Origin of the sequence: Streptomyces tremellae (assembly GCF_039540215.1) — a bacterium.
GTDB classification, from domain to species: Bacteria; Actinomycetota; Actinomycetes; order Streptomycetales; family Streptomycetaceae; genus Streptomyces; species Streptomyces tremellae.
Genome location: NZ_BAABEP010000115.1, coordinates 1 through 7,445 on the forward strand (window position 1 = coordinate 1; position 7,445 = coordinate 7,445).

The window sequence follows — 7,445 nt, forward strand, 5'->3', positions numbered from 1 at the left end:
AAGGAGTTGGGATCGCACGTTGTCTTCCTAAGACCGCTTGGCCTCCGACTTGAGCAAGGAAGGCGTCTTCGACAAGGCCGTCGCCGCGATCAAGCAGGCCAAGGCCGCGGGCTTCGCCGTCTACACCAACTCGACGTTCTTCAACACGGACACACCCGAGAGCGTCATCGAGGTGCTCGACTTCCTCAACGACGAGCTGAAGGTCGACCGGCTGGAGATCTCGCCCGCCTACGCCTACGAGAAGGCCCCCGACCAGGACCACTTCCTCGGCGTCGAGCAGACCCGCGAGGTCTTCCGCAAGGCGTTCGCCGACGGCAGGCGCAAGCGCTGGCGCCTCAACCACTCCGAGCTGTTCCTCGACTTCCTCGAAGGCAAGGCGGAGTTCGAGTGCACCCCCTGGGGCGTCCCCTCCTACTCACTCTTCGGCTGGCAGCGGCCCTGCTACCTGATGGGCGACGGCTACGCCAAGACCTACCGCGAACTCCTCGAAGAGACCGACTGGGACAAGTACGGCCGCGGCAAGGACCCCCGCTGCGACAACTGCATGGCGCACTGCGGCTACGAGCCGACGGCGGTCCTCGCCACCATGGGCTCGCTCAAGCAGTCCCTGCGCGCGGTGACGGGGTGACACCCCCGGCGGCCGGGGCTCAGGGCGACGCGGTGACGCTGTCCGCCTCGATGACGAACAGGACGCGCTCCTGGTCCCGGCCGCCGTACCAGGGATAGGGGCCGCCGAGGTACTTGTGGGCCAGCGCCTCCACGTGGTCCACGGCGCCCTCGGCCGTCACCCGGACGACCCGGCCGCGGATCTGGAGGTACCGCGCCGGGTCCTTCGGCGAGGCGACGGCCAGCGCCACGCGCGGATCGCGGGTGACGTTCCTGGTCTTGAGGTGGGTGCGCACGCTGTTCACGAGGACGTGCTCGCCGTCCGTGTCGACCCAGACCTGGGTGATCTGCGGCGACCCGTCGGGCATCAGCGTGGTCAGGTAGCAGGTGCTCGGCCCGCGCAGCAGCGCGGTCACGTGACCGGTGAGTTCCATGGTGGGCGCACCCTACCCGCAGGCGCCGTCGCGCAGACCACGTACGGGTGAACCGGTCCCGCCTCCGCGGGCTGAACGGACGGCGAACGGCGCCGGGCGGGCGCGGGGCCGGGCCCCCGTTCCGAGTCCGCTCCGTTATCCCGACCCCCTGTGCCGGACGCCCCCGATAGGGCAGGCTGAACGCATGAACGGTGCCAGACACGCCGGAGAACGGCTGATGACCTGGCCGGGTCTCAGCGCCGGACAGGGCTACTGCGGCACGGACCCGTGCCTGCGCGCGGGCACCCGCGACCTCGTGCACTTCCACGGCGAGCACGAGGCCGACGTGCACCTCACCGGAGCCATGATCGCCAAGCTGCGGCCCGCGCTCAAGAACTCCACCGCGCTGCGGCTGCGCCCGGGTTCCGGATGGGTCACCGTCCGGCTGGAGGCGGGGGCCGACATCGACCTGCTCGTCACCCTGGTGAGCGCCGCGCTCCAGGGCGCCGCCCGGCTGCCCGACGACGCGGTGGACGCCGCGAGCGGGCACCGCACCGACCCGTGCAGCAGGGCCCGCGCCCACTCGTACGCGCCCTGAGGCGGGCGCCCCGGCCTCCTGCGGATGCGGGATCGCCGCCCGGCAGGGATGGTGGGGAGTAGTACGTCCCGAGTGAGGAGCCAAGCCATGTCGATGCTCGACAAGCTCAAGGGCATGATGAAGGGGCACGAGGACACGACCCGCAAGGGCGTGGACAAGGCGGGGGACGCCGTCGACAAGAAGACCGGCAACAAGTACGAGAGCCAGGTCGACTCCGCCCAGAAGAAGATGGACGGGCAGATCGGGAACGACTCCTCGTCAGGGGACCACGGCCGCGGCTGACCCCCCGTTCCCCCAGGGCGCCGGTGTGTGCCGCACCCCGAGTGCGGCGCACACCGGCGCACGCCCGTTCCCCCCGTCAGCTGCCCGCCGTTCCCCCGTCAGCACAGATACCCGCCGCCGCGCGTCTGCGGGGCTTCCCGGAGCCGGGCGGCGGCGCGTGCAAGGCGCGGCGGGTACGGGCCGCCGCCCGTACACACAGGCGCTCTCAGGCGTCGGCGAGTTCCGTGTGCCGGTCGAGCGAGACGCGGACGAGCGCCGCGGCGAAGAGCGCGGGATCGTCGCCCGCGAGCCCGGCCAGCCTGCGCGGGTCGTCGGGCAGCCCGATCGCGCGGGCGCCCTTGCGGGACTTGCCGTCCAGATAGGGCGCAGCCTCGGGCCAGACGTCCTGCACCTCGCGCAGGAAGATGTCCGCGCCGACCGGACCGATCCCCGGCACCTGCTGGAGCAGGCGGTGCAGCGCCTCCCTGTCGCCGTCAGCCTCCCCACGCATGCGGCGCAGATCACCGCCGTAGCGGTCGAGGAGGAGTGCGGCGCCCTCCCCGAGCTGCGTCGCGGTGCGCTCGTCGTAGCGCCGGTAGCCGCCCTCGCCGAGCGCGTCCACCCGCTGCTGCCAGGTGGCGTCCGCCATCGCGCGCGGCGAACGCATCCCCGCGTCCGACAGGGCACGCGCGGCGGCCAGCGCGATCCCGCTGCTGATCCGCGCGCTCAGCAGCAGCGAGAGCACCAGGAGGCGGTACAGCGGCTGGGGCGTGTTCCGCAGCCGGATGCCCGCCTCGTCGGCGTAGGTCCTCCCGTACGTGTCGAGCAGCTGCTCGACGGTGTCCCCCTGACTCCTGCGAGCCATCGCGTCCACCTCCGTGGCGTCGCGGGCGTCGCGGGCCGCGGCGTCGGGCCCGGCCTCAGTTGCGCCCGCCCTCGTCCTTCGTGGGCCAGTTGCCGGTCGCCCGCTCGACGGCCTTCGCGCCCGCGCGGTCCACCACACTGCGGGCCACGGCGAAGAGGGCGCCCTCCAGCGCGGCGGCGACCAGCACCTCGGTCCAGCCGCGCTCGCGGTCCAGGGCGTCCGGCGCGTCGTCCTCGTGGCGCAGCGCCTTCCACGTGGTGTGGAACAGGGCGCCCGCCACCGCTCCGCCGGCCCAGCCGAGCGCGAACCCGAGGGGCTTGTACATCAGCGGCAGTTTCATTTTCTTCTTTTTCCTCACGTGGCACCGGGTTCCCCGGACGCGGTCGGGCACACTGGACGCGGCGCACGAGCGGACCGCGGCCGCACGGCCCACCCGATCGGAGTACCGCACGGCTGCCGTGCGGGGCCGCCGGGCGGAGAGTGGGAACCGCAGGCCGGCGGTGAACGCCGCCTCGTGCCGCCAGGTCCCACCGTCCTCCACTCCCTGGGAGTCGCCCGATGAAGAAGCGTGTCCTCCACCGTGACCACAGCGACCTCGGCCTGCTCGCCCTGCGGCTCGGCACCGGGGCGGTACTCGCCGCGCACGGAGCGCAGAAACTCTTCGGCTGGTTCGGCGGCGGCGGCCTCGAAGGGACCGCCCAGGCGATGGAGTCCATGGGCTTCAAGCCGGGGCGGCAGAGCGCCCTGGCCGCCGGTCTCGGCGAGGCGGGCGGCGGGCTGCTGATCGCGCTCGGGCTCGCGACGCCCGCGGCGGGCGCGGCGGCGGCGGGGACGATGGCGGGCGCCGCCTCCGTCCACGCCCCCAACGGCTTCTTCAGCACCTCGGGCGGGCTCGAACACCCCGGCTACCTCGGCTGGAGCGCCGCGGCCCTCGGCCTGACCGGTGCGGGCCGCTACTCCCTCGACCACGTCACGGGCCACCGGCTCGACCGCACCTGGATGGTGCCCGCCGCCTTCGTGGCGAGCGGGATCGCCGCCGCCTGCGTCATCCGCAGGCGGGCCGCGGCCCTCGCCCAGGCGGCCCCCGCCGAGGCTGACGAGGCACAGGACTCCTGAGGCGTACGCCGCGCACCGCCTGCGGCGCACGCGTGGAGGGTTGCGGTGGCGACAGGCAGGAGAGGAGTCACCGCATGGCAGACACCGACATCAGCGACGACCGCCCGCGCGGCAGGCTCACGGCACGTGAGGACGGCACCGAGGCCGGCGCCGCCAGCTACTTCGTCCTCGACGCGGACCCGCCCGCGCTGGTGGCCGTGCACACCGTCGTCGACGAGGCGCACGAGGGCAAGGGCATCGCGGGCGCGCTCGTACGCCACCTCTACCGGATGGCCGCCGCCGAGGGCGTGCCCGTCGTACCGCTGTGCCCGTACGCGGCACGCTGGGCGGAGCGCCACCCCGGCGAGGCGCCCGAGCCGCCCGCCGCGCTGGTGGCGGAGGCCGGGCGGCAGTCGGCGGCGCGCCGGGGCCGCGCGTGACGCCGTGAGCCGGCGGGGCGGCCGATCCCGGCGGATCATGCGTGGGTGCGGCACGGCTGGGCACGCGACGGGGAGACAGTGGAGAAGACGTCCCCTGTGTCGGAGACGTCCCGTGTTTGGAGGTCCGACATGACCAGTCCGCACCCCGACCCGGTGCCTCCCACGCCCACCCCGCCGCCTGGCCCCCCGGGCCCCGAGCCGGGGCCGGCCCCCGGGCCCGTGCCGGGGCCGACGCCCGTACCGCCCGAGCCGCTGCCCTCGCCCGATCCGATCCCGAAGCCGCCGGGGCCCGACCCCGTGCCGGAACCGGAGCCCGCGCCAGGGCCGCTCGGCTGACCCCTGGCGCCCAGGCGGAGGGGCCGGACCCGTGCGCCGGGTCCGGCCCCTCCGCCTGCCGTGCGCCGCCCGCGTCCGACGGCAACGGGCCCGCGGTCAGTCCGCCGCGACCTCGGAGCGGTCGCCGCCCCACAGCGTGTGGAACGAGCCGGGCCTGTCGGTGCGCCGGTAGGTGTGCGCGCCGAAGTAGTCCCGCTGGCCCTGGGTGAGCGCCGCGGGCAGCCGCTCGGCCCGCAGCGCGTCGTAGTAGGCGAGCGCCGCGGAGAAGCCGGGCGTGGGCACGCCCTGGCGCACCGCCGTCGCGACCGTGGCCCGCCAGTCGTCCTGGGCCGCGCCGATCTCCTCGGCGAACTGCTTGTCCTGGAGGAGGCTCGGCAGGTCGGGACGCGAGTCGAAGGCGCTGCGGATCCGGTCGAGGAACGCGGCCCTGATGATGCAGCCCGCCCGCCAGATCGCGGCCACAGAACCGAGGTCGATGTCCCAGCCGTACTCCTCGCTGCCCGCCTGGATCTGGTGGAAGCCCTGCGTGTACGACACGATCTTCGACGCGTACAGCGCCTGCTCGACCTGGTCGGCGAAGCGGGCCGCGGCCTCCTCGTCCAGCGGCTCGGCCGCCGGGCCCTGGAGCGACCGGGACGCCTCGCGCAGCGCCGGGTGGCCCGAGAGCGACCGCGCGAACACGGCCTCGGCGATGCCGGAGACCGGGACACCGAGGTCGAGCGCGGTCTGCACGGTCCAGCGGCCGGTGCCCTTCTGCTCGGCCCGGTCCTCGACGATGTCCACGAAGGGGCCGCCGGTCGCCGCGTCCGTGTGGGAGAGCACCTCGGCGGTGATCTCGATCAGGTACGAGTCGAGGCGCCCGGTGTTCCAGCGGCGGAACGTGTCGGCGATCCGCCGCGGCGAGTACCCCGCGACCGACCGCAGCAGGTGGTACGCCTCAGCGATCAGCTGCATGTCCGCGTACTCGATGCCGTTGTGCACCATCTTCACGAAGTGGCCGGCGCCGTCAGGGCCCACGTGCGTCACGCACGGCGTGCCGTCGGGGGCCTTCGCCGCGATCCGTTCGAGCAGCGGGCCGAGCGACGCGTACGACTCGGTGGAGCCGCCCGGCATGATGCTCGGGCCGTGCAGCGCGCCCTCCTCGCCGCCCGAGATGCCCACGCCGACGAAGTGGATGCCGCGCTCCCGCAGTTCCCGCTCCCTGCGCCGGGTGTCCTCGTAGTGCGCGTTGCCGCCGTCGATGATCACGTCGCCCTCTTCGAGGAGCGGGGCGAACTCCTGGATGACGGCGTCGGTCGGCTCGCCCGCCTTCACCATGATGATCAGCCGCCGCGGCCGTTCGAGCGCGTCGACGAACTCGCGCGCGCTCTCCGCGGGCACGAAGGAGCCCTCGTCGCCGAACTCGTCCACGAGGGCCCGGGTGCGGGCGGTGGTGCGGTTGTGCAGGGCGACCGTCAGCCCGTTCCGTGCGAAGTTACGGGCCAGGTTGCGGCCCATGACCGCGAGGCCCGTGACGCCGATCTGGGCAGTACCACTCATGCGTGTACTCCTGATGCGTGTCCGCTGATGTCTGCTTCCATCTGATCACCAATGGTCGGGCAGCGGCGTTCATTCCGCGATCCACGCGCCGCGGGCACGGAGCGGGCGGCCCGCGGGCCCGATCGGGCACGGCGGCGGGCCGTGCCGGGCGCCCGATCGGTCATGACCTGCTCAAAGGTAACCTGTGAAACGGGCGTGAACGGGCACAGCGGCCATGGCGAAGAACCTGGTCGAGCGGGGGTCCTTGCTTGTACAAACGACGCATGCGCCCGAACGGGTAGGGGACCCGACCGGGCACAGGGCCGTGTGAGCAGCAAGCAGGGAAGTGTGCAAGTGGACCCCGACGAACGCCGACGATCGATCCTCGACGTCGCCCGCAGGGACGGCGCCGTGGATGTGACGGAGCTCGCCGCGGAGCTGTCCGTCGCCAAGGAGACCGTACGGCGGGATCTGCGGTCCCTGGAGGAGCACGGCCTCGTCCGCAGGACTCACGGCGGCGCCTACCCGGTGGAGAGCGCGGGGTTCGAGACCACGCTCGCCGTGCGCACCACCCGGCTCGTCCCGCAGAAGTCGCGGATCGCGCGGGCCGCCGCCGACCTGCTCGGCGACGCGGAGACCGTGTTCGTGGACGAGGGCTTCACGCCGAAGCTGGTGGCCGAGGCGCTGCCGAGGGACCGCCAGCTGACCGTGGTCACCGCCTCCCTCGCCGTGGCGACCGTCCTGGCCGGCGCGGAGAAGACGTCGGTACTGCTGCTCGGCGGCCGGGTGCGCGGCGCCACCATGGCGACCGTCGACCACTGGACCACCCGCATGCTCTCGGAGTTCGTCATCGACCTCGCGTACATGGGGTCCAACGGCATCTCCCGCGAGTACGGCATGACCACCCCGGACCCCGCGGTCAGCGAGGTGAAGGCGCAGGCCATCCGCAGCGCCAGGCGCCGCGTCCTGACCGGCGTCCACACCAAGTTCGGCGCGGTCAGCTTCTGCCGGTTCGCGGAGGTGTCCGACTTCGAGGCCATCGTCACCGACGCCGGGCTCTCCTCGGCCGAGGCCCACCGCTACACCCTGCTCGGCCCGCAGGTCCTGCGCGTCTGACCGGGCCGGGCCCCGGCCCCGCCCCGCCCGCGGCCCGCGCGCCGCCGCCGTCCCGCACGTATCACCGGGGCCGGCGGCCCGGCGGCACCACCGCCTACCCATGACCATCCACCGACAACCATCCACCGAACGACGACGATCGGGAGAATCTCAATGATCGTGTCAAGCCGCATGCGTGACCGGTGGGGCGGAGGTGA

The 7,445-nt window shown here is 73.5% G+C and carries 10 protein-coding genes and 1 pseudogene; 7 read left to right on the plus strand and 4 right to left on the minus strand.

Features of this window, described 5'->3' with window-relative positions:
• Positions 1 to 52 precede the first annotated feature (52 nt).
• A pseudogene (gene hpnH / locus ABEA77_RS33190) lies at positions 53 to 628 on the plus strand (adenosyl-hopene transferase HpnH); the annotation flags it as partial.
• Between the two features lie 19 nt (positions 629 to 647).
• On the opposite strand, the gene ABEA77_RS33195 reads toward hpnH, so the two are convergent.
• Positions 648 to 1,040, minus strand: coding sequence for a PPOX class F420-dependent oxidoreductase (locus ABEA77_RS33195; RefSeq protein ID WP_345655799.1), 393 nt, complete (start codon positions 1,038 to 1,040; stop codon positions 648 to 650).
• A 184-nt stretch (positions 1,041 to 1,224) separates the two neighbouring features.
• Between ABEA77_RS33195 and ABEA77_RS33200 the strand changes: the two genes are divergently transcribed.
• Positions 1,225 to 1,617, plus strand: coding sequence for a luciferase domain-containing protein (locus ABEA77_RS33200; protein ID WP_345655801.1), 393 nt, complete (start codon positions 1,225 to 1,227; stop codon positions 1,615 to 1,617).
• 87 nt (positions 1,618 to 1,704) lie between these two features.
• Positions 1,705 to 1,899 carry an antitoxin gene (locus tag ABEA77_RS33205; RefSeq protein WP_345655803.1) on the plus strand — a complete coding sequence of 65 codons (195 nt, stop codon included), beginning with the start codon at positions 1,705 to 1,707 and terminating at the stop codon, positions 1,897 to 1,899.
• A 205-nt stretch (positions 1,900 to 2,104) separates the two neighbouring features.
• Here ABEA77_RS33205 and ABEA77_RS33210 read toward each other — a convergent pair whose 3' ends face one another.
• Both ABEA77_RS33210 and ABEA77_RS33215 read right to left on the minus strand, forming a co-directional pair.
• Positions 2,105 to 2,743, minus strand: coding sequence for an HhH-GDP family DNA glycosylase (locus ABEA77_RS33210; protein WP_345655805.1), 639 nt, complete (start codon positions 2,741 to 2,743; stop codon positions 2,105 to 2,107).
• A gap of 55 nt (positions 2,744 to 2,798) precedes the next feature.
• On the minus strand, positions 2,799 to 3,083 hold the full coding sequence (locus ABEA77_RS33215) for a DUF4235 domain-containing protein (protein ID WP_345655807.1): 285 nt from the start codon (positions 3,081 to 3,083) through the stop codon (positions 2,799 to 2,801).
• 218 nt (positions 3,084 to 3,301) lie between these two features.
• Between ABEA77_RS33215 and ABEA77_RS33220 the strand changes: the two genes are divergently transcribed.
• From ABEA77_RS33220 to ABEA77_RS33230, 3 genes are all read left to right on the plus strand, one after another.
• The gene (locus ABEA77_RS33220; RefSeq protein ID WP_345655809.1) at positions 3,302 to 3,859 is read left to right on the plus strand and encodes a DoxX family membrane protein; all 558 of its coding nucleotides are present in this window, start codon (positions 3,302 to 3,304) and stop codon (positions 3,857 to 3,859) included.
• Positions 3,860 to 3,933: 74 nt separating this feature from the next.
• Positions 3,934 to 4,278, plus strand: coding sequence for a GNAT family N-acetyltransferase (locus tag ABEA77_RS33225; protein ID WP_345655811.1), 345 nt, complete (start codon positions 3,934 to 3,936; stop codon positions 4,276 to 4,278).
• A 129-nt stretch (positions 4,279 to 4,407) separates the two neighbouring features.
• Positions 4,408 to 4,614 (plus strand): hypothetical protein, encoded by a 207-nt coding sequence (locus ABEA77_RS33230; protein ID WP_345655813.1) that lies wholly within the window; start codon positions 4,408 to 4,410, stop codon positions 4,612 to 4,614.
• A gap of 96 nt (positions 4,615 to 4,710) precedes the next feature.
• Here ABEA77_RS33230 and gndA read toward each other — a convergent pair whose 3' ends face one another.
• Positions 4,711 to 6,153, minus strand: coding sequence for an NADP-dependent phosphogluconate dehydrogenase (gndA, locus tag ABEA77_RS33235; RefSeq protein WP_345655815.1), 1,443 nt, complete (start codon positions 6,151 to 6,153; stop codon positions 4,711 to 4,713).
• Positions 6,154 to 6,486: 333 nt separating this feature from the next.
• Between gndA and ABEA77_RS33240 the strand changes: the two genes are divergently transcribed.
• A complete protein-coding gene (locus ABEA77_RS33240) occupies positions 6,487 to 7,248 on the plus strand; it encodes a DeoR/GlpR family DNA-binding transcription regulator (RefSeq protein WP_345655816.1) in 762 nt (253 codons plus the stop codon).
• Positions 7,249 to 7,445: the final 197 nt, after the last annotated feature.

What these genes read in the sequence shown, in the direction of transcription:
- ABEA77_RS33225 (WP_345655811.1), top strand. Translation starts at nt 3,934, where the DNA reads ATGGCAGACACCGACATCAGCGACGACCGCCCGCGCGGCAGGCTCACG.
- ABEA77_RS33215 (WP_345655807.1), bottom strand. Translation starts at nt 3,083, where the DNA reads ATGAAACTGCCGCTGATGTACAAGCCCCTCGGGTTCGCGCTCGGCTGG.
- ABEA77_RS33230 (WP_345655813.1), top strand. Translation starts at nt 4,408, where the DNA reads ATGACCAGTCCGCACCCCGACCCGGTGCCTCCCACGCCCACCCCGCCG.
- ABEA77_RS33210 (WP_345655805.1), bottom strand. Translation starts at nt 2,743, where the DNA reads ATGGCTCGCAGGAGTCAGGGGGACACCGTCGAGCAGCTGCTCGACACG.
- ABEA77_RS33205 (WP_345655803.1), top strand. Translation starts at nt 1,705, where the DNA reads ATGTCGATGCTCGACAAGCTCAAGGGCATGATGAAGGGGCACGAGGAC.
- ABEA77_RS33195 (WP_345655799.1), bottom strand. Translation starts at nt 1,040, where the DNA reads ATGGAACTCACCGGTCACGTGACCGCGCTGCTGCGCGGGCCGAGCACC.
- gndA (WP_345655815.1), bottom strand. Translation starts at nt 6,153, where the DNA reads ATGAGTGGTACTGCCCAGATCGGCGTCACGGGCCTCGCGGTCATGGGC.
- ABEA77_RS33200 (WP_345655801.1), top strand. Translation starts at nt 1,225, where the DNA reads ATGAACGGTGCCAGACACGCCGGAGAACGGCTGATGACCTGGCCGGGT.
- ABEA77_RS33220 (WP_345655809.1), top strand. Translation starts at nt 3,302, where the DNA reads ATGAAGAAGCGTGTCCTCCACCGTGACCACAGCGACCTCGGCCTGCTC.